The 16,972-nt window shown below is 67.2% G+C and carries 19 protein-coding genes; 11 read left to right on the top strand and 8 right to left on the bottom strand.

Translation table 11 applies throughout. From position 1 onward, the window contains the following. Nucleotides 1-107 precede the first annotated feature (107 nt). Nucleotides 108-1,361 carry an RSP_2647 family RNA methyltransferase gene (locus tag ATO3_RS04040; protein WP_088648725.1) on the top strand — a complete coding sequence of 418 codons (1,254 nt, stop codon included), beginning with the start codon at nucleotides 108-110 and terminating at the stop codon, nucleotides 1,359-1,361. Then, entirely contained in the window at nucleotides 1,358-1,894 is a 537-nt protein-coding gene (locus ATO3_RS04035) for an RSP_2648 family PIN domain-containing protein (RefSeq protein ID WP_088648485.1), read from the top strand. Before ATO3_RS04040 ends, ATO3_RS04035 begins: the two co-directional genes overlap by 4 nt. Nucleotides 1,895-1,933: 39 nt before the next feature. On the opposite strand, the gene ATO3_RS04030 is transcribed toward ATO3_RS04035, so the two are convergent. Continuing rightward, nucleotides 1,934-2,623, bottom strand: coding sequence for a M48 family metalloprotease (locus tag ATO3_RS04030; protein WP_088648724.1), 690 nt, complete (start codon nucleotides 2,621-2,623; stop codon nucleotides 1,934-1,936). A 178-nt stretch (nucleotides 2,624-2,801) separates the two neighbouring features. On the opposite strand from ATO3_RS04030, the gene ATO3_RS04025 reads away from it, so the two are divergent. From ATO3_RS04025 to ATO3_RS04015, 4 genes are all read left to right on the top strand, one after another. Further along, nucleotides 2,802-3,926 (top strand): lytic murein transglycosylase, encoded by a 1,125-nt coding sequence (locus ATO3_RS04025; RefSeq protein ID WP_088648484.1) that lies wholly within the window; start codon nucleotides 2,802-2,804, stop codon nucleotides 3,924-3,926. Between the two features lie 221 nt (nucleotides 3,927-4,147). Next, nucleotides 4,148-4,387: a hypothetical protein gene (locus ATO3_RS28415; protein ID WP_143747219.1), complete on the top strand. Its 240-nt coding sequence runs from the start codon at nucleotides 4,148-4,150 to the stop codon at nucleotides 4,385-4,387. Between the two features lie 93 nt (nucleotides 4,388-4,480). After that, complete coding sequence (locus ATO3_RS04020; RefSeq protein ID WP_088648483.1) at nucleotides 4,481-4,978, top strand: GNAT family N-acetyltransferase; 498 nt, start codon at nucleotides 4,481-4,483, stop codon at nucleotides 4,976-4,978. Nucleotides 4,979-5,274: 296 nt separating this feature from the next. Then, nucleotides 5,275-6,339, top strand: a complete 1,065-nt coding sequence (locus ATO3_RS04015; RefSeq protein ID WP_088648482.1) for a calcium-binding protein — start codon at nucleotides 5,275-5,277, stop codon at nucleotides 6,337-6,339. Between the two features lie 66 nt (nucleotides 6,340-6,405). Here the strand turns inward: ATO3_RS04015 and ATO3_RS04010 are convergent, their stop codons facing one another. The 5 genes from ATO3_RS04010 to ATO3_RS03990 form a co-directional block, all read right to left on the bottom strand. Beyond that, entirely contained in the window at nucleotides 6,406-7,590 is a 1,185-nt protein-coding gene (locus tag ATO3_RS04010; protein ID WP_088648481.1) for a vWA domain-containing protein, read from the bottom strand. 4 nt (nucleotides 7,591-7,594) lie between these two features. Beyond that, nucleotides 7,595-7,759 (bottom strand): hypothetical protein, encoded by a 165-nt coding sequence (locus ATO3_RS28970; RefSeq protein WP_088648480.1) that lies wholly within the window; start codon nucleotides 7,757-7,759, stop codon nucleotides 7,595-7,597. Further along, the gene (locus tag ATO3_RS04000) at nucleotides 7,756-9,132 is read right to left on the bottom strand and encodes a DUF2927 domain-containing protein (RefSeq protein WP_088648479.1); all 1,377 of its coding nucleotides are present in this window, start codon (nucleotides 9,130-9,132) and stop codon (nucleotides 7,756-7,758) included. Before ATO3_RS04000 ends, ATO3_RS28970 begins: the two co-directional genes overlap by 4 nt. Further along, nucleotides 9,132-9,587, bottom strand: a complete 456-nt coding sequence (locus ATO3_RS03995; protein WP_088648478.1) for a GNAT family N-acetyltransferase — start codon at nucleotides 9,585-9,587, stop codon at nucleotides 9,132-9,134. The genes ATO3_RS04000 and ATO3_RS03995 overlap by 1 nt, the downstream gene beginning before the upstream one ends. 174 nt (nucleotides 9,588-9,761) lie before the next feature. After that, nucleotides 9,762-10,601 carry an AAA family ATPase gene (locus tag ATO3_RS03990; protein ID WP_088648477.1) on the bottom strand — a complete coding sequence of 280 codons (840 nt, stop codon included), beginning with the start codon at nucleotides 10,599-10,601 and terminating at the stop codon, nucleotides 9,762-9,764. A gap of 183 nt (nucleotides 10,602-10,784) precedes the next feature. Here ATO3_RS03990 and dksA point away from each other — a divergent pair, with 183 nt between their 5' ends. Beyond that, entirely contained in the window at nucleotides 10,785-11,207 is a 423-nt protein-coding gene (dksA, locus tag ATO3_RS03985) for an RNA polymerase-binding protein DksA (RefSeq protein WP_088648476.1), read from the top strand. Nucleotides 11,208-11,365: 158 nt separating this feature from the next. Continuing rightward, on the top strand, nucleotides 11,366-12,544 hold the full coding sequence (locus ATO3_RS03980) for an FAD-dependent monooxygenase (protein ID WP_088648475.1): 1,179 nt from the start codon (nucleotides 11,366-11,368) through the stop codon (nucleotides 12,542-12,544). A gap of 146 nt (nucleotides 12,545-12,690) precedes the next feature. Here ATO3_RS03980 and xth read toward each other — a convergent pair whose 3' ends face one another. Next, a complete protein-coding gene (gene xth, locus ATO3_RS03975; protein ID WP_088648474.1) occupies nucleotides 12,691-13,470 on the bottom strand; it encodes an exodeoxyribonuclease III in 780 nt (259 codons plus the stop codon). Nucleotides 13,471-13,838: 368 nt separating this feature from the next. Here xth and ATO3_RS03970 point away from each other — a divergent pair, with 368 nt between their 5' ends. The 3 genes from ATO3_RS03970 to ATO3_RS03960 all read left to right on the top strand — a co-directional run bounded on the left by ATO3_RS03970 (nucleotide 13,839) and on the right by ATO3_RS03960 (nucleotide 16,491). Continuing rightward, the gene (locus tag ATO3_RS03970; RefSeq protein WP_143747218.1) at nucleotides 13,839-14,438 is read left to right on the top strand and encodes a DUF6749 family protein; all 600 of its coding nucleotides are present in this window, start codon (nucleotides 13,839-13,841) and stop codon (nucleotides 14,436-14,438) included. A 68-nt stretch (nucleotides 14,439-14,506) separates the two neighbouring features. After that, on the top strand, nucleotides 14,507-15,583 hold the full coding sequence (locus ATO3_RS03965; RefSeq protein WP_088648473.1) for a DUF6902 family protein: 1,077 nt from the start codon (nucleotides 14,507-14,509) through the stop codon (nucleotides 15,581-15,583). Next, nucleotides 15,580-16,491 carry a DMT family transporter gene (locus ATO3_RS03960; protein WP_088648472.1) on the top strand — a complete coding sequence of 304 codons (912 nt, stop codon included), beginning with the start codon at nucleotides 15,580-15,582 and terminating at the stop codon, nucleotides 16,489-16,491. Before ATO3_RS03965 ends, ATO3_RS03960 begins: the two co-directional genes overlap by 4 nt. Nucleotides 16,492-16,564: 73 nt before the next feature. On the opposite strand, the gene ATO3_RS03955 is transcribed toward ATO3_RS03960, so the two are convergent. Continuing rightward, the gene (locus ATO3_RS03955; protein WP_088648471.1) at nucleotides 16,565-16,972 is read right to left on the bottom strand and encodes a universal stress protein; all 408 of its coding nucleotides are present in this window, start codon (nucleotides 16,970-16,972) and stop codon (nucleotides 16,565-16,567) included.

Below are 16,972 nucleotides of genomic sequence, written 5' to 3'. Positions count from 1 at the left end.
CGATCGCGGCCACGGGGTCCCGTGGCGGACCCGGGGCGCGGCCCATGGTGGCACGGGCCGCATCACGCGCGATTGCCGGGGGCGATCCGGGACGCTATGAGACCGCCATGACAGCGCCCTCCCATGATCCCGCAGCGGATCCCTCCTCCGACGCGCCCGCCGAGACCTCCGGCGACCGTCCCGTCATCCGCCTGAAACCCAAGGTCAACGCCCGGCCGGTCCGGCACGGCTTTCCCTGGGTCTATGCCTCGGACCTTGTGACCGACCGGCGCACCAAGGCGCTGGCCCCGGGGCGGATCGCCCTGCTGGAGGATTCCGGGCGCGAGCCGCTGGGCCTGGTCGCGGTGAACCCGGGATCGAAGATCATCGCCCGGATGCTGGACCGCGACCCGTCGGCCACGATCGACCGCGCCTGGTTCGCCGCGCGCCTGTCCCGTGCCTTCGCGCTGCGCGACCGGCTGTTCGACGCGCCCTTCTACCGGCTGATCCACGCCGAGGCCGATGGCCTGCCCGGCGTCATCATCGACCGTTTCGGCGACACCTGCGTGATCCAGCCCAACGCCGCCTGGGCCGATGCCCTGTTGCCCGAGCTGGCCGGCGCGCTGGCCGAGGTCACCGGTGTCTCGACGATCCTGAAGAACGCCTCGGGCCGCGCCCGGGGGCTGGAGGGGCTGGACGAGGAGAGCGGGGTCCTGCTGGGCGTTGCCCCCGACGGCCCGGTGCCGGTGCCGATGAACGGCGCCACCTACATGGCCGACCTGACCGGCGGCCAGAAGACCGGCCTGTTCTACGACCAGCGCCCCAACCACGCCTTCGCCGCCTCGCTGGTGCGCGAGGGGACGGCGGTGCTCGACGTCTTCTCCCATGTCGGCGGCTTTGGCCTGGCGATGCTGGCCGCCGGCGCGGGCACGGCGCTCGCGGTCGACGGCTCGGCCCCCGCGCTGGAGCTGGCCCGGGCCGGGGCCGAAGCCTCCGCCATGGCCGCGCGGTTCGACACGCGCCAGGGCGATGCCTTCGACGTGCTGACAGCCCTCGGTGAGGAAGGCGCGACATTCGACGTGGTGATCTGCGACCCGCCGGCCTTCGCCCCCTCGAAGCAATCGCTTGAGGCCGGCCTGCGCGCCTATGAGCGCATCGCCCGCCTCGCGGCACCGCTGGTGGCCGAGGGCGGGGTGCTGGGCCTCTGCTCCTGCTCGCACGCGGCGGACCTGTCCAAGTTCCGCACCGCCTGCACCCGCGGCATCGGCCGGGCGGGGCGCGAGGGGCGGCTGATCCACACGGGCTTTGCCGGGCCCGACCATCCACAGCACCCGCTGCTGGCGGAATCCGGCTATCTCAAGGCGCTGTTCTACGCGCTATGAAGATCGTCCTCGACGCCTGCGTCCTTTACCCCAACGTGATGCGCGAGATGCTTCTGGGCGCCGCGCGCACCGGCGCCTTCACCCCGCTCTGGTCGGAACGGATCCTGGAAGAATGGGCGCGGGCGGCGATCAAGCTGGGCCCCCTGGGCGAGGCTCAGGCGCGCGGAGAGATCGCCCTGCTGCGCGCGGCCTGGCCTGATGCGGAATTGCCTGCCGCCCCGGGCGTGGAATCGCGTCTGTGGCTGCCGGATCCGGCGGATATCCACGTGCTGGCGGTGGCGGTGGCCGGGTCGGCCGACGCGATCCTGACGGTGAATGCCAAGGATTTCCCGCGTGGCACCCTGGCCGAAGAGGGGCTTCAGCGGTTCGACCCCGACACTTTCCTGGTCTCCTGCTTCAACGCCGAGCCCGAGGCCATCGCGGCGGCGGCGCAATCGGTGCTGTCGGCCGCCCGCCACGGCGATCCGGACTGGCAGATGCGCGCGCTGATGAAAAAGGCCCGCCTGCCGCGCCTGGGCAAGGTGCTGGGGTAGCGGCGTCATCGGCCCCTGGCCGGGCCGCTTCCGCCCGTCTCAGCTCTGCTCGATCCAGCGCGCTTCAAGCTTCTCCAGCTCGGCGATCCTCTCGCCGGTCTTGGGATGGCTCATCAGCCAGGCCGGCACCACGCCCGCGCGGCTTTCGGTCAGGCGGTCGAGCTTGTGGAACAGCGAGATCTGCGGCCGGATCCCGATCCCCGCCTTGGTCAGCAGCGCGGCGGCATAGGCATCCGCCTCGTATTCGTCCGACCGCGACAGCTTGGCCGACAGCAGCGTGCTCAGCGCGCCCGCGATGATCATGCCCACCCCGGGGATCAGCCGGCTCAGCATCATCCCCAGCGCCGTCCTGAGCGCGTTCTGACCGGAAAAATCGATCATCCGGCGGCGCGCATGCCCCAGCGCCACGTGCCCCAGCTCATGCGCGATGACCGAGGCCATCTCCTCGGCCGAGACCTCTCCATTGGCGAACTTGCGATAGAACCCGCGCGTGATGAAGATCCGCCCGTCGGGCGCGGCCAGCCCGTTGACCGGGTCGATCTCGTAGATGAAGACCTTGATCCGCTCGACATCCAGCGCCCGCGCCATCCGGTCCAGGATCGCGCGCAGCCGTGCATCGGCCAGCTCGGTCGATTTCTGGTCCAGCTCGCCCTTCGTGCGCCAGACGGAGAACTGGTACGAGACGAGCCCGTACATGATGGCCAGCAGGATCGGGGTCAGCTTCAACATGGTCCAGATATAGGGCCGTACCGGGCAGCGCGCCACGCCCCTGTCTTCACCTTTGTCTCAAATACTCCTGCGGGCGATCTCCGCCCATGCGACGCCGGGGTTGCGCGCATCGTTGGACGGCGCCCCGCTCCTTCGGCACAATGGCGCCGAGGCAAATCGAATCCGGGCAGGAGCGACAATGATCACGGACAGGAGATGGGTGCTGGCTGGGCTGGCAGCGACGGGGCTTTCGGCCTGCGCGGGCGGTGGCGGCGCACCGGCGACACGGACGCAGTACAAGGCGGTGCCCAACGCGGGCTTCGACGCCTGGCTCGACGGGTTCCGGGGCAGGGCGGCGGCGAACGGGGTGTCGTCGACGACGATCGACCGGGCCTTCCGCTCGGCCGGCTACCTGCCCGAGGTGATCGAGCGGGACCGCAACCAGACGGAATTCCGCCGTTCGCTGGAAGATTACTTTGCCCTGACCGCCAGCGACGAAAAGGTCGCGACGGGGCGGCAGATGATGGCGCGTCACAATGCGACGCTGAGCGCGATCGAAAGCCGGTATGGCGTGGAAAAACAGATCGTCGTGGCGATCTGGGGGATCGAGAGCCAGTACGGCGCCCGGCGCGGCGATGTGCCGGTGATCTCGGCCGCCGCGACGCTGGCCTATGACGGGCGGCGGCGGCAGCTGTTCGAAAACCAGCTGATCGCGGCGCTGAAGATCCTGCAGGCCGGCGATGTCAGCCCCGAGGGGCTGGTGGGGTCCTGGGCGGGCGCCATGGGGCATACCCAGTTCATCCCGACCTCCTACCTGGCCTTCGCGGTGGATTTCAACGGCGACGGGCGGCGCGACATCTGGTCGGACGATCCGACCGACGCGCTGGCCTCGGCGGCGGCCTACCTGGACCGCAACGGCTGGCGCTATGGCCAGCCCTGGGTGGTGGAGGCGCTGCCGGGTACCTCCGGAGGATCGGTGATCCAGCCGCAGCGTCCGGGGCCGTCGTTCCGGACCTATGCCAATTTCAACACGATCAAGACCTACAACAATTCCACCAATTATGCGCTCGCGGTGGGCTACCTGGCCAACCGGATCGCGGGGGGCGGGCCGCTTCAGACGCCCTTCGGGCCGGATGCCGGCGGGCTGACCCAGGCCGACCGGCAGGAGCTGCAGCGCAGGCTGACCCGCGCGGGCTATGACACCGGGGGAGACGACGGGGTGCTGGGGCCGAAGAGCCAGGCGGCGATCTCGGCCTACCAGGCCGCCAATGGCTTGCCGGTGACGGGGCAGGGCACGGCAGAGCTGCTGGCCCGGCTCAGGTGATGTCCCACGCGTGGGACAGGCGCCACCCCACGTGATTTCAAGGGCTTACAGCGGCGCATTTACCTTTCGGCAAGGATTTGCCCTGGCGCCACAGCGCGCCGGGGCCGCCGCGGCCCGGCCAGGCCGCCGCCCCCGAACTTGCGACTCGGACAAGATTGACGTAACGTTAAATGTTATCCGAGTTACATTTCCTGGAGGGGGTAACCGTGGGGAAAGGACGCATGTCCGAGACGGTGCAGGAACGGCTCGATCGGCTTGCGTTAGGGAGCCCGATCGAGCCCTCCGGGTCCCGGTCTCATAACTGGGACAGGCCGGGCTACCGGCTTCGCATGCTCAGACGCGCCGACCAGAGGCTGGACTGGCGCCCGCCTTCCGGCTGGTGGATCGTGCCGCTGATCGCGCTTGGCGCGGCCTTCTGGCTGGCGGTCTTTCTGCTGATCAACATGGCGCTGGGGCTTTAGGCGCCGGGGCCCGCGACGGCCGGGCCGCTTCTGCCGCGCTGGCCTGCGTGATAGTCTGATCGCCATCTGGTGACGGCAAAGGGCAGGGCAGGCATGGAGAAGGATCCGGTCTTTGGCTTCCGGCGGGTGACGCCGGCGGATGCGCCGCTTTTGCGCGGCTGGCTGGAGGCGCCGCGGGTCAGCCGGTGGTTCGACGAACCGGATTACGCCTCGGTCGTGATGCGGCAGCTGGACGACCCTGCGCTGCGCTGCTGGATCGTCACGCTGGAGGGCGTGGCGCTGGCCTACCTGCAGGATTACGACATCCACGCCTGGCAGCCGCATCCGCTGGATTTCCTTCCGAAGGGCGCGCGGGGCATCGATACCTTCGTCGGCTCCGAGACGGCGATGGGCCGGGGGCTGGGCCCGGCCTATCTGCGCGCCCATGCCGCGCGCTGCTTTGCCGAGGGCGCCCCGGCGCTGGGCATCGATCCGCATCCCGACAATGCACCGGCCATCCGCGCCTATGAGAAGGCCGGGTTTCGCGAGACGCGCGAGGTCGAGACGGACCATGGCCGGGCCCTGCTGATGGTGCGCGACAGGCCGGAGTGACCCGGCGGCCTGTCGGCGTCCGCCCGACCCGGGATGCCCGGAAAGCGTGACCTTAACACACCACGCCCGCAGGTTGACCCGAGGTCAACCGAGCCTGCTCTTGGTGCAGGGCGCTCACCATGCAATCACTTAATCGTTAACTACGGGTCTCTCGCGTTAACCATTCAATCGGGAGGTGATCCGAAATCTCTGCGAGAGTGAACTTGGTGATGTTGTGTTCATGTAGTCGGTACCAGTGCAAATCCTCTCACTCCTGCCTTTTCCGGTGAAAAGACCGGCACTTAAAGGAGCACTTCATGGGTTTCAGACTCGGCGACAACCTGTCCAATTTCTTCGGCGCCTCGGACGAGAATGATCTCGTCGTCGGGCTGGGGGGCGACGATACGGTCGAAGTCGGCGGCGGCACCGACCTGGTCCTGGCCGGAGCGGGCAGCGATACGATCATCGTCGGCAGCGGTACCAATTTCCTCTTTGGCGGCCGGGACGAAGACGCGGATACCTTCCGCTTTCTTGCCGATTCCTCCGGCCTGACCACGGTTCTCGGCTTCCAGGACGGGATCGACAAGATCGACCTGTCGGCCTTCGGGGTCACCGGCTTCAACCAGCTGATCGTGCTGCCCGAGGAGCGCGCCACGCTTATCGTCATGGGCGATCTGCAGATCGCGGTGACCGGCAATGTCGAACCGCTGGATGCCAATGACTTCATCTTTGCGCCCAGGGACACGCGGACGCTGGATTTCGACACCAACCAGGCGGTGATCGAACTGGATCTGAGCGATTTCAGCAATTTCCCGAACTTCCCGGACGTGCGCTCGGCCGCGCCGGTGATCGAGATCACCTCGCTTATGGGCTGGGACAATTTCAACTTCGTCGAGGTGAACGAGCGCGGCGCACCGTGGTTCACCGCCTCTGGCGACAACGCGGCCTTCAACAAGGGCGGCAACGATGCGTCGTTCTCGGCGCTGGATCCGACCTTCATCAACGACACGATCGACGACATCATCGACCTGCTGCCGGACGATTTCCCGGACGGGATCGACGTGAACCTCGACACGGATTTCGATTTCGTCTCGTTCAACGCCGGCGGGCTGACCGAGGCGCTGACGCTGACGGTCACCGCGTTCGACGACGACGAGGAGATGGGCGCGCAGGTCTTCGAACTGGCGGCGGGCGAAATGGCCGACGAGCCCTTCGTGCTGGATCCGACCATCTTCAGCTCGGTCGATGAGGTGGTCTTCACGGCCTCGGGCGACAGCGACACGCGCTTCGTGATCGACGATATCGTCGTGGCGGACGACCTGGTGGATGTCTACAACGCCATCCCGTCGCTGCCGGATGCTCTGGTGACACTGCTGGTGTGACGGGGCGCGGCCTGTGAGATTTGGGAACGCCCGCCGGTTTGGCGGGCGTTTTCGTTGGGCGCAGGGCTAGCGGGTGAGGTCCTTCATCCCCTTTTCCAGCCCGGCGAGCGTCATCGGGACCATGGTGCCTTCGAAGATCTCGGAGATCATCTGGATGGAATGGGTGTAGCCCCAGTATTTCTCGGGCACCGGGTTGATCCAGACATGTGACGCCCACTGATCCCGCGCGCGCTGCAGCCAGACCTGGCCGGCCTCCGCGTTCCAGTGTTCGTTGGCGCCCCCGGGATAGGCGATCTCATAGGGCGACATTGAGGCGTCGCCGACGAAGATGCATTTGTAGTCCGGCCCGTAGGTGCGCAGGATCTCTTCGGTCGGGATCTGTTCGTTCCACCGGCGGCGGTTGTCGCGCCAGACGCCTTCGTAAAGGCAGTTGTGGAAGTAGTAATGCTCGAGATGCTTGAACTCGGTCCGGGCGGCCGAGAAGAGCTCTTCGACGACCTTCACATGGGCATCCATCGACCCGCCGACATCGAGGAACAGCACGACCTTCACCGCGTTGTGCCGCTCGGGGCGCATCTTGACGTCGAGATAGCCGTTTTCGGCCGTCGAGCGGATCGTGCCGTCGAGGTCGAGCTCGTCATGGGCGCCTTCGCGGGCCCAGCGGCGGAGGCGTTTCAGCGCGACCTTGATGTTGCGGGTGCCCAGTTCGACCGTGTCGTCGAAATTGCGGAATTCGCGCTTGTCCCAGACCTTGACCGCGCGCTGGTGGCGGCTTTCGTCCTGGCCGATGCGCACGCCTTCGGGGTTGTAGCCATGGGCGCCGAAAGGCGAGGTGCCGGCGGTGCCGATCCACTTGTTGCCGCCCTGGTGGCGCTCCTTCTGCTCTTCGAGTCGCTTCTTCAGCGTCTCCATCAGCTTGTCGAAGCCGCCGAGCGCGTCGACCTTCGCCTTCTCCTCGGGAGAGAGATGTTTCTCGGCCATCTTCTCAAGCCAGTCGCCGGGGATGTCGACGGCGTCCAGCACCTGGTCGATGGAGATGGAGGCCAGCCCCTCGAAGGTGGCGGCGAAGGCGCGGTCGAACTTGTCGATGTTGCGCTCGTCCTTGACCATGGCGGTGCGGGCGAGGAAGTAGAAGCCTTCCACGTCATAGGTGACGAGGCCCTGGCCCATCGCTTCGAGGAAGGTCAGGTATTCGCGCAGGCTGACCGGGACGCCGCCCTTTCGAAGGTTTTCGAAGAAGGGCAGGAACATGGTCTTACACCATGCGGTCGATGAAAACCGTGGCGATCAGGCCGATCAGGGCGAAGGCGATGGCAAAGCCCGCGCCGTATTGCGCCATGTCGAGCCGCGCGCCGCCCCGTTTGCGGGCCGTCAACACGCCGACGATGGCTCCGAGACCCGCGCTGCCGAGAATGATCATATTTGCCCGTCGCTCCCTTTCAGCGGGTTCAGGGCCGAAATCTCACGCATCTTCTGCTTGACGGCCCAGTCCGCTCCGAAGCCGTATCGTGCCCAGCCGAGGCTGTCCAGCCTGACGGCGCGCGCCTGGTCGGGGCGGCCGAGCAGTTCCAGCGCCTCGGCCTTCAGCAGCATCAGAGTCGACATTAGCGAGGCGTTTTCGGCCCGTGCGGCGGTCTCGATCGCGGGGTTCAGGCGGGCCAGGGCGGTGGCGGGATCGCCCCGGCTGATGTCCAGCGCGGCGACCTGGGTGACGATATAGGCGGCCTGCAGCTGCGTGCCGGGCCGGTCGCCAAGGTAGTAGAGCGCCGAGGCATAATGCCGCCCGGCAAGCTCGGGGTCGGTGATCTGGGCCATGCGGCCGACCATGTAATGGCTGAAGGAGCGGCGGTGATCCTGCCAGCCGCGTTCGGTGGCGATGGTCAGCGAGGTGTTGGCCGCGGCGTGCCGCGCCTGCGGGCTGGCATCGGGGCCAAGCGCGGTCTGCACGGCGTCGATCCAGCTGCGCGGGGTGGGGTCGACCCGCGCCAGGGGCTTGCCCGCGCCGCCGGGATTGGTGCGCGCCAGGATGCGCGGCAGCTGCGCCGCGACCTGATCGCGCGACATGCCGGTGACCAGCTCGGGCGCATAGGCGGTGCGCAGGATCACCATGTCGTAGCCGGTCAGCACCCGGTGCACGTTGTCGTCGTTGAACACCGAATCCGGCAGCCGGTAGAGATCGTTCAGCGGGGCCAGCGCCTGGGCGACCTCTTCGTGCAGGCAGTCGCGTACCTCCTGCGGAGAGGTGTCGTTGGGCACGAAGACGGCCAGACGTTCGCGGCGGTCCAGCTGCGCCCAGTTGGTCCTGGCCTTGCGGCGGTCGCGGCGGAATTCCGACAGGGACGAGACATTGGGCACCACGAAACAGGCGGCAAGCGGCAGGGCGCGGCGGATCTCTTCGCGCGGGACGGCCTCGATCGTGATGTTGGCGGTGCCCGAGGTGATCTCGCGGATGTCGATCCCGGCCTCGCTGCGCAGGCGCTGCAGCAGGCGGCGCAGGTCCGGGCCCAGGCTGGCGGGCGGGTCGCCGGTGACGCGGACCGTCACGGGGCCTTCGAAGCGGGTGAAGGTGTCGAGCGTGCGGCCGCTTTCCAGCTGGAAGTGGAGGTCGATGAAATCCCCGGCGATATCGGCATTGGACGTGATCGGCGGCTGCGGCCGGGGGGCCGCGAAGGTCTTCATCGGCGGCAGGGTGCTTTCGGCGATGACGGCGCGCGTCGGCATGCCGCGATCCGGCGGCGTGGTGCAGCTGGAAATCACCATGGCGCCGATCGCCAGATAAAGCGGCGCCCGCATCAGGGTCTCTGGTACTTGATGAACGGCGTCAGCTGCCCGATGCGGTCGTAAAGCTGCCGGGCGGTGTGATTGAACTCCTGCGTCATCCAGTAGACCGAAGGCGCGCCGGCCGCGTCGGCTGCGGCATAGACCGCCTCGATCAGCGCGCGGCCGACCCCGGTGCCCCGGGCCTCGGGCCTGGCATAGAGATCCTGCAGGTAACACACGTTCTCGATCTTCCAGCCGTGGCGGTGAAAAACGTAGTGGACGATCCCGACCGGAACGCCGTCCTGCTCGGCGATCATGCCGTGGAAATCCCGGGGATCGTCGCCCAGCATCCGCGCGAAGGAGCTGTCATAGATCTCCTCCGGCAACTCGGTCTCGTAGAACGCGAGATAGGCGCGCCACATCTCGTCCCAGGCGGGGCGATCCTCGGCGCGCAGGGGGCGGACGCGGATATTGGTCGTGTCGGTCATGGATCGAATTCTGCCAGAGCCGCGGGCGGCAATCCACGCCCGCCTGCGCGCGCGCGCGACTTGATCGGCGTCCGTGACACAATTGCGGCGATCGGGCGGGTTCGGCCATTGCCGGGGAACAATTGCCCGGCGACGGGCGCAGGCCCCGCATGACGTTGCGTCAGCCGGCTCGGCCTAGCGCTGACCACGCGCCATGAAAGCCAGGCGTTCGAACAGGTGCACGTCCTGCTCGTTCTTCAGAAGCGCCCCGTGCAGCTTCGGCAGGGCCGAGGCGCCGTCGCGCTTGAGATCCTCGGGCGAGAGATCTTCGGCCAGCAGCAGTTTCAGCCAGTCGAGCACTTCGGAGGTGGAGGGTTTCTTCTTCAGGCCGGGGGTGTCGCGAACTTCGTAAAATTGAGTCAACGCGGTCGTCAGAAGGGCGTCCTTTATTCCCGGGTGGTGCACCTCGACGATCTGTTTCATTGTCTCGGTGTCGGGAAAGCGGATATAGTGAAAGAAGCAGCGGCGCAGGAAGGCGTCGGGCAGCTCCTTTTCGTTGTTGGACGTAATTATGACGATAGGACGGTGAGTTGCACGGATTGTCTCACCTGTTTCGTAAACGTGGAACTCCATCTTGTCGAGTTCCTGAAGAAGGTCATTGGGAAACTCGATATCGGCCTTGTCGATTTCGTCGATCAGCAGGACAACCTTTTCGCCGGCTTCGAAGGCCTCCCACAATTTACCTTTCTTAAGGTAATTTCGCACATCATGTACGCGTTCCTCGCCCAGTTGACTGTCTCGCAGGCGGCTGACCGCGTCATATTCATAAAGCCCCTGCTGGGCGCGCGTGGTGGACTTGATGTTCCATTCGAGCATGGTAAGCCCAAGGGCATCGGCAACCTGGCGGGCCAGTTCCGTCTTGCCCGTGCCGGGTTCACCCTTGACCAGCAAGGGCCTTTCAAGCGTCACCGCGGCGTTCACGGCGACCGTGAGGTCCTCGGGTGCAACATAGCTGTCGGTGCCCTGAAATCTCATTGAGTTACAATCCCTTGCTTTGCCCTGCTCCGGGTGCCGGTCTGCCCAGCGTTTTAGCCCGAGCGCGGCGTGAATGTGTAGTGACAATCTTTAACGCCTCGGATAAACGCTGCGACAGTGGAGAGCCTGATGTCTAAGGAACTGAATTTGACGGACGTTGATGGCCAGTCCGAGGGAGCCAAAATGAAGCAGGAAGTCTTTCTCCCGGAAGATTATCGACCGGCTGAGGATGAGCCGTTCATGAACGACCGGCAACTCGAGTATTTTCGCCGCAAGTTGCTGAACTGGAAGACTGAACTGCTGGCTGAAAGCCGCGACACGATCGAGGGGCTGCAGGACAGCACCCGCAACATCCCCGACGTGGCCGACCGCGCCAGCGAAGAGACCGACCGCGCGCTTGAACTGCGCACCCGGGACCGTCAGCGCAAGCTTGTCGCCAAGATCGATGCCGCGCTGCGGCGGATCGACGAGGGCGAATATGGCTATTGCGATGTCACCGGGGAGCCGATCTCGTTGAAGCGCCTGGATGCCCGCCCGATCGCCACCATGAGCCTTGAGGCCCAGGAACGGCACGAGCGCCGCGAAAAGGTGCATCGCGACGACTGACCCGCCGGGCGCGATCGGCGCCTGGGCGGGGCCGGACCGAATGACGGTTCGGTCCGGGTTTGCGACAACACGATTGAAAGGCGCCGGGGCCCAGGGTCCGGGCGCCTTTTTCGTTGAAGACAGGCGCGGTTGGGACAGCCGAAACGACGGAGAGGCGCATGACCGAGGCAGCAGAAGGTACGACGGGCGGGCGCGGCGAGGTCCTGGTTGTGGGCGCGGGCATAGGCGGGCTGGCCGCGGCGCTCTGCTTCCGCCAGCGCGGTGTCCCGGTCCGTGTGGTGGAGCGGGCGCCGGCGATCACCGAGGTGGGGGCCGGCCTGCAGATCAGCCCGAACGGCGGCGCGGTGCTGCGCGCGCTTGGCCTCGGCCCCGCTCTGGAGGCGGCCTCGCTTCGCGCCGAGGCGGTGGTGCTGAGCGATTACCGGCGTCCGGGCGATGTGCTGCGGCTGGACCTGCGGCGGCGGCCCGACCAGTATTTCGCCCTGATGCATCGCGCCGACCTGATCGGCCTTCTGGAGGCGGCGGCCCGGGCGGCGGGCATTCCCATCGCCCTGGGCCGTGAGGTCACCGAAGTGCGCCCCGGCGCGCGGCCCGAGGTGGTCTTTGCTGACGGCTCAATCCAGCGGGCCGCCCTGGTCGTCGGCGCCGACGGGCTGCATTCCCCGACCCGTGCGGCGCTGAACGGTGCGGACAGCCCCTTTTTCACCGGCCAGGTCGCGTGGCGCGCCGTCGTGCCGCTGCAGGCGCCGTTGCCGCGCGAGGCGCGGGTGGTCATGGCGCCGGGCAGGCACCTGGTGTTCTATCCCCTGCGGGACGGGCGCCAGGCCAACCTCGTCGCGATCCGTGAGCGCAGCGCCTGGACCGAAGAGGGCTGGCACCACGCCGACGACCCCGAGACGCTGCGCGCCACTTTCGCCGATGTCCGCGGCCCCGCTCGCCCGTTGCTGGACGCGGTGACCCAGGTGGGGCTCTGGGGGCTCTTCCGCCACCCCGTGGCGGCGGCCTGGCACGGCGCGGGTGTGGCAATCCTGGGCGACGCGGCCCATCCGACGCTGCCCTTCCTGGCACAGGGGGCGAACCTGGCGCTGGAAGACGCCTGGGTTCTGGCCGACAGCTGGGACGGCACCGAGGCGTCGCTGTCCCGCTACCAGGCGCGGCGGCGGGACCGGGCGCAGAAAGTGATCTCGGCCGCGAACCGGAACGCCTGGAAGTACCATGTGCGGTTCGGCCCGGCGCGGGCCATCGGCCATACCGGGTTGCGGATGCTGGGCGCGCTGGCGCCGGAGAAGATGCTGCAGCAGTTCGACTGGATCTACGGCTGCGACGTCACGCAATAGGGGGCGCTGCCCCCGCCGCGGCAAGCCGCGACTCCCCCGGAGGTATTTGGACCAAGAAGAAGCCGGGGGCGCGTCCTGCTGCTTCTTCTTGGATGAAAATACTCCGACACCGTCCTGTCAGCCCGGACCGCCCAAGGGCAGGGGCGTCAGGCGTCGAGTTCGATCCAGACCGGCACGTGGTCCGAAGGCTTGGTCCGGCCGCGGATTTCGGCGTCGATGCCACAATCGGTGAGGCGGTCGGCGGCCTGCGGGGTCAGCAGCAGGTGGTCGATGCGAATCCCGTCGTTCCGGTCCCAGGCGCCGGCCTGGTAATCCCAGAAGGAATAATGCCCCGGCGCCTGGTTGGTGGCGCGGAAGGCGTCGGTGAAGCCCAGGGCGAGGATCCGGCGGAAGGCCTCGCGGCTTTCGAGGCGGAAGAGCGCGTCCTCGCGCCAGGCGTCGGGGCGGGCGGCGTCTTCGGCCTGGGGGATGATGTTGTAGTCGCCGGCCATCACCGCGAGTTCCTCGGATGCCAGAAGCTCTGACGCGCGGGTGCGCAGGCGCTCCATCCAGGCGAGCTTGTAGTCGTATTTCGGGCCGGGCACCGGGTTGCCGTTGGGCAGGTAGAGACCACAGAGCCGCACCGCCTTCTCGCCGACGACCGTGGCTTCGATCCAGCGGGCGTGGTCGTCGTCGTCATCGCCGGGTAGCCCGCGGGTGACATCTTCCAGAGGCAGCTTCGACAGGATCGCCACGCCGTTGAAGCTTTTCTGTCCGTGGGTTTCGACGTTGTAGCCGCGGTCCTCGAACAGCTCGCGCGGAAAGCTCTCGTCCACCGACTTGATCTCCTGCAGCAGCGCCACGTCCGGCTGCGCCTCGTCCAGCCAGGTGGGCAGGGCCTCGGCCCGTGCGCGGATCCCGTTGATGTTGAATGTCGCGATCTTCATGCCCGTCTCCCGCCTTTTCCGATTGCCGCGAATCTATCGCGCAGCGACGGTCCGGGGGCAAGGCGGGGGCTGACGCGAAACTGCCCGATTCTGTCCGTAGCCTTGTCTTGACCGGACTCTCATTCGCATGATTCGCAGGCGGATTCGGTCGGGAACGTGACGGAGCAAGGCTCAAACCCACCTGTGGATAACTTTTTTTATTAGAATTTGTGACAGTTTGTTTGGAATTCCGAACAGCCAATTGCCGGATGACGCTCATGTGGATAAGTCTTGCAGGAAACAACCCTGGGTAGAAATTGCGCTTTTCGGATCATGTTTTCCGTGTAAGCGTTGAGGCACGATCAACCTGCCTCAACGGAGACACTGTCATGAAATCCTTGCTGAAATCCTACCGCGCAGACGTTATCGAACCGACCTCGGGCACGCTCGTCGGCGACGGCGTCGAGATGTTCTCTTCGGGCTCCGCACCGACCCTTATGGGCGACATGTTCGGTGGTGCCGAGACGCAGCTTTTCTCCTCGGGCTCGGCGCCCAGCCTGTCCGCGGGCTCTCTTACCGGCGAAGGGACAGAGATGTTTTCGTCCGGGTCCGCACCGCAGCGCAGCGACGTGATGAGCGGCGAACTTGTGCAGATGTTCTCCTCGGGCTCCGCTCCGGTCGCATCGGCCGAAGCCGGCGCCGGTGAGGGCACGCAGATGTTCTCCTCGGGCTCCGCACCCGCCGCATCGGCCGAGGCCGGCACCGGCGAGGGCACGCAGATGTTCTCATCCGGCTCCGCTCCGGTGGCATCGGCCGCAGCCGGCACCGGTGAGGGCACGCAAATGTTCTCCTCGGGCTCCGCTCCCGTCGCCTCGGCCGAAGCCGGCGCAGGCGAAGGTACGCAGATGTTCTCTTCGGGCTCGGCCCCGGCGACCTCCGCCGCGGCAACCGACGGTGACGCCACCCACATGTTCTCGTCGGGCAGCTGACCCGCCGGCATCGTTGATCCGGGCCACGGGGCGTTCACGAAGCGCCGTTCCACGAAAGGAGACCCCTCATGTCGAATGTCATTCGCCTGAACGTCCCGTCCCGGCGGCAAGCAGAGGGCGCCCGCCTGGGCGCCCTGCTGGACGGCTTTGCCAGTCACCGCCGCTTTGGCGACGACGTGTTCTGGCTGAAGGAAAATGCCGAGCTTCTGAACATCCTCGAATGCACGGGCCGGGACCTGCCGGAGGCGGCGCTGGACTCGCATCGCGGCTTCTATGACCGGGTCGTGCAACGGATTGAATTCTTTCCGCAATATTACCGGTTCCTGTTGTCCATCTGCCTCGATCTCGAGGATCTGGGCATGGACGGAACCAAGGGCGAGGCGCTGGTCGACTGGGCCGCACGCGAAGGGCTGGCCGAGGCCGAGATGTCGGACCTGCAGAGGGCCGAGGCGCGGCGGCTGATGGCGCGGCGCGGGGCCGATCCGCTGAAGGACGACACCGGGCTGACCGAGCGGCTGCACCGGTTCATGGAACGCTCCGCGACCTTCCAGCTGCCGAACAAGAAGGCGGCGTACGAGCTGACGCATATCGTCTTCTACCTCAGCCGATACGGGCGGCAGGATCCGCAGCTGTCGGAAGAGGCGGTGACCTCGCTGGAATACGCGGGCATCCTGGCCTGGCTGGAGCAGAACGCGGACCTGCTGGCCGAGGTCTGCGTGGCCCTGCGCTATGCGGGGCGGGTGCCATCGCCGATCTGGGAGGACTGGATTGCCGGGACCACGTCGCGCTTCGCGGTGGAGACCGGGCCCGGGGCCAGTCCAAACGACGATTACCATGAATACTTCGTGTCGAACTGGGCGCTGGCCTGCGCCGGTGGCACGCCCTTTGCCCGGCCGATGGCCGAGGGCGCGATGGCCTTCCACGCGCCACGGGAGGGGCGGGCGCCGTTGCGGCAGCTGTCGGACTGCCTGTTCCGGCTGGACGACCGGCGCAGCGGCGACTGGGGCGCGATGCGCGAGCTTGTGGCCGGCGCGCTGGAGGAAGACAGCCATGACGTGCTGATCGCCGCCGAGCAGAGCACCGACAAGTTCGACGCCTTCTTCGCCGGCTTTGCCCGGACCGGGCTGCGGGGGATCGCGTCATGAGCCTGGCCGAGACCCTGGGCGGCCGGGCCGGGCGCATCGCCTGGGCCGGCGCAGGGTTGGTGGTGCTTTACACCGGCTTCATCTCGTCGGCGGATGCGATCACCAAGCTGATCGCCGGCGGCTATGCCGCGCCGCAGATGTATGCGCTGAGCGGGCTGATGGTCATGGGGCTGAGCCTGCTGGCCGACCGGCACCCGGCGCAGCGCCAGGGGCTGGGCACGCGGCGACCGGTGGCCATGGCCGTACGCTGTGCCGCGACGGTGGTGGCGGCGCTGTCTTTCTTTCATGCCTTCCGGTTGCTGCCCTTCGCCGAGGTTTTCCTGTTCATCGGCCTGATGCCCCTGATCGCGGGCCTGATGTCGGGGCCGATCCTGGGCGAGCACGTGCGCCCGGCGGCGTGGGTGGCCTTGGCGGCGGGGTTCGTCGGAATGCTGTGCCTCTTCCCCGACGGCTTCGCCGCCATCTCCGCCGGCCATGGCTGGGCGATGCTGGCCTCGGTTTCGGGGACGCTGTCGATGGTGATGGCGCGGCTGATCGGGCGGACCGAGCGCAACGCGCTGGCGCAGGTCTTTTATCCCAACGCGGCGCTGGCCGCGGTGATGGCCCTGGCGCTGCCCTTCGTCTGGGTGCCGATGCCGCTGGCCGACCTGGGCTGGGTCGCCGCCTATGCCGGCACGCTGTTCCTGGCGCGCTGGGTGCTGGTGGTGGCGCTGCGGATGATGGCGGCCTACGTGGTCACGCCGCTGATGAACCTGCAATTCGTCTGGATGGTGGCGCTTGGCGCGCTGGTCTTCGGCGAATATCCCGCACCGGGCACCTACCTGGGCGTGACGATCGTGGTGGGTTCGGGCCTGTTTCTGGTCATCGACGCCGAACTGCGGCGGCAGCAGGAGGCCGCCCGTACCTGACACGTCGCCGCGACCCAAGGCACGGCCGGGCCCGGCATGACGACGGCCCGGCGCGCGGATCCTTGTGGCGGTCTCAGCGGATGACGTGCACGCAGCAATCCACGTGGCGAACCACCCAATCCGCGGTCGAGCCGATGAAGTAATCTCCGACCCCGTGCTTGTGCGAGGCCAGCACCAGGCAATCGACCGCTTCACGCTTGGCAAAGGCGGCGATGTTGCGCCCCGCATGGCCGGACATGATCGCGGTCTTCGCCCCGGGCATGCCCTGCGCCAGCGCGGTCATCCGCTTCTCGGCCTCGACCCGCGATTCCGCCATGATCTCGGCCGGGATCTGCGCGGCGACATAGCCGGGGATCGGCTCCATCACGTGCAGCAGGGTGATCGTGGCCCCTTCGTCAGCCAGCGCGGTGGCCACGCGGAACGCGCCGTCCCGGTCGCGGTCTTGATCGAACGAGACGGGTATCAGGATATTGCGATACAT

Origin of the sequence: Marinibacterium profundimaris (assembly GCF_002210095.1) — a bacterium.
Classification (GTDB): domain Bacteria; phylum Pseudomonadota; class Alphaproteobacteria; order Rhodobacterales; family Rhodobacteraceae; genus Marinibacterium; species Marinibacterium profundimaris.
This window is presented reverse-complemented; position numbering and strand designations above follow the sequence as displayed.

Bases quoted from the DNA above. Each gene is read 5' to 3' on its own strand.
- ATO3_RS04040 (WP_088648725.1), top strand. From the start codon at position 108: ATGACAGCGCCCTCCCATGATCCCGCAGCGGATCCCTCCTCCGACGCG.
- ATO3_RS03980 (WP_088648475.1), top strand. From the start codon at position 11,366: ATGACCGAGGCAGCAGAAGGTACGACGGGCGGGCGCGGCGAGGTCCTG.
- ATO3_RS04015 (WP_088648482.1), top strand. From the start codon at position 5,275: ATGGGTTTCAGACTCGGCGACAACCTGTCCAATTTCTTCGGCGCCTCG.
- ATO3_RS04030 (WP_088648724.1), bottom strand. From the start codon at position 2,623: ATGTTGAAGCTGACCCCGATCCTGCTGGCCATCATGTACGGGCTCGTC.
- ATO3_RS03995 (WP_088648478.1), bottom strand. From the start codon at position 9,587: ATGACCGACACGACCAATATCCGCGTCCGCCCCCTGCGCGCCGAGGAT.
- ATO3_RS03960 (WP_088648472.1), top strand. From the start codon at position 15,580: ATGAGCCTGGCCGAGACCCTGGGCGGCCGGGCCGGGCGCATCGCCTGG.
- ATO3_RS04035 (WP_088648485.1), top strand. From the start codon at position 1,358: ATGAAGATCGTCCTCGACGCCTGCGTCCTTTACCCCAACGTGATGCGC.
- ATO3_RS04010 (WP_088648481.1), bottom strand. From the start codon at position 7,590: ATGTTCCTGCCCTTCTTCGAAAACCTTCGAAAGGGCGGCGTCCCGGTC.
- ATO3_RS28415 (WP_143747219.1), top strand. From the start codon at position 4,148: ATGTCCGAGACGGTGCAGGAACGGCTCGATCGGCTTGCGTTAGGGAGC.
- ATO3_RS04000 (WP_088648479.1), bottom strand. From the start codon at position 9,132: ATGCGGGCGCCGCTTTATCTGGCGATCGGCGCCATGGTGATTTCCAGC.
- dksA (WP_088648476.1), top strand. From the start codon at position 10,785: ATGAAGCAGGAAGTCTTTCTCCCGGAAGATTATCGACCGGCTGAGGAT.
- ATO3_RS03990 (WP_088648477.1), bottom strand. From the start codon at position 10,601: ATGAGATTTCAGGGCACCGACAGCTATGTTGCACCCGAGGACCTCACG.
- ATO3_RS03955 (WP_088648471.1), bottom strand. From the start codon at position 16,972: ATGTATCGCAATATCCTGATACCCGTCTCGTTCGATCAAGACCGCGAC.
- ATO3_RS03965 (WP_088648473.1), top strand. From the start codon at position 14,507: ATGTCGAATGTCATTCGCCTGAACGTCCCGTCCCGGCGGCAAGCAGAG.
- ATO3_RS04025 (WP_088648484.1), top strand. From the start codon at position 2,802: ATGATCACGGACAGGAGATGGGTGCTGGCTGGGCTGGCAGCGACGGGG.
- ATO3_RS03970 (WP_143747218.1), top strand. From the start codon at position 13,839: ATGAAATCCTTGCTGAAATCCTACCGCGCAGACGTTATCGAACCGACC.
- ATO3_RS28970 (WP_088648480.1), bottom strand. From the start codon at position 7,759: ATGATCATTCTCGGCAGCGCGGGTCTCGGAGCCATCGTCGGCGTGTTG.
- xth (WP_088648474.1), bottom strand. From the start codon at position 13,470: ATGAAGATCGCGACATTCAACATCAACGGGATCCGCGCACGGGCCGAG.
- ATO3_RS04020 (WP_088648483.1), top strand. From the start codon at position 4,481: ATGGAGAAGGATCCGGTCTTTGGCTTCCGGCGGGTGACGCCGGCGGAT.